Origin of the sequence: Microbacterium sp. GbtcB4 (assembly GCF_019091465.1) — a bacterium.
Lineage (GTDB): Bacteria > Actinomycetota > Actinomycetes > Actinomycetales > Microbacteriaceae > Microbacterium > Microbacterium paraoxydans.
This window is the reverse complement of sequence record NZ_JAGXJJ010000819.1, coordinates 1-228: the sequence shown is the minus strand read 5'-3', so window position 1 is coordinate 228 and position 228 is coordinate 1. Positions and strand designations below refer to the sequence as shown.

The 228-nt window shown below is 75.4% G+C and carries 1 pseudogene; it reads right to left on the bottom strand.

Annotated elements, in window-relative coordinates:
• Positions 1-228 (bottom strand): annotated as a pseudogene (locus KVS71_RS19730) (acylneuraminate cytidylyltransferase); the annotation flags it as partial.

Sequence of the window (228 nt, the reverse complement as noted above, 5' to 3'; positions counted from 1 at the left end):
TAGGCGACGTCGGCGAGCGCCACATCCTGCTCCCGGGCCCACTGCCGGTGCGCAGCCTCCTTGTCGTCGATCCCGTGCAGGACGGGGACACGGAGCTTGGCGGCGCGAGCGCGCACCACCGGGTTCACCTCGGTGGAGAGGATCAGCATCGGCACCCCCGCCCGCCCCAGGAGCGCGACGCCCATCCCGTCCTCCCCGCCGACCCGCACCCGCTCCCCGCCCGAGGCG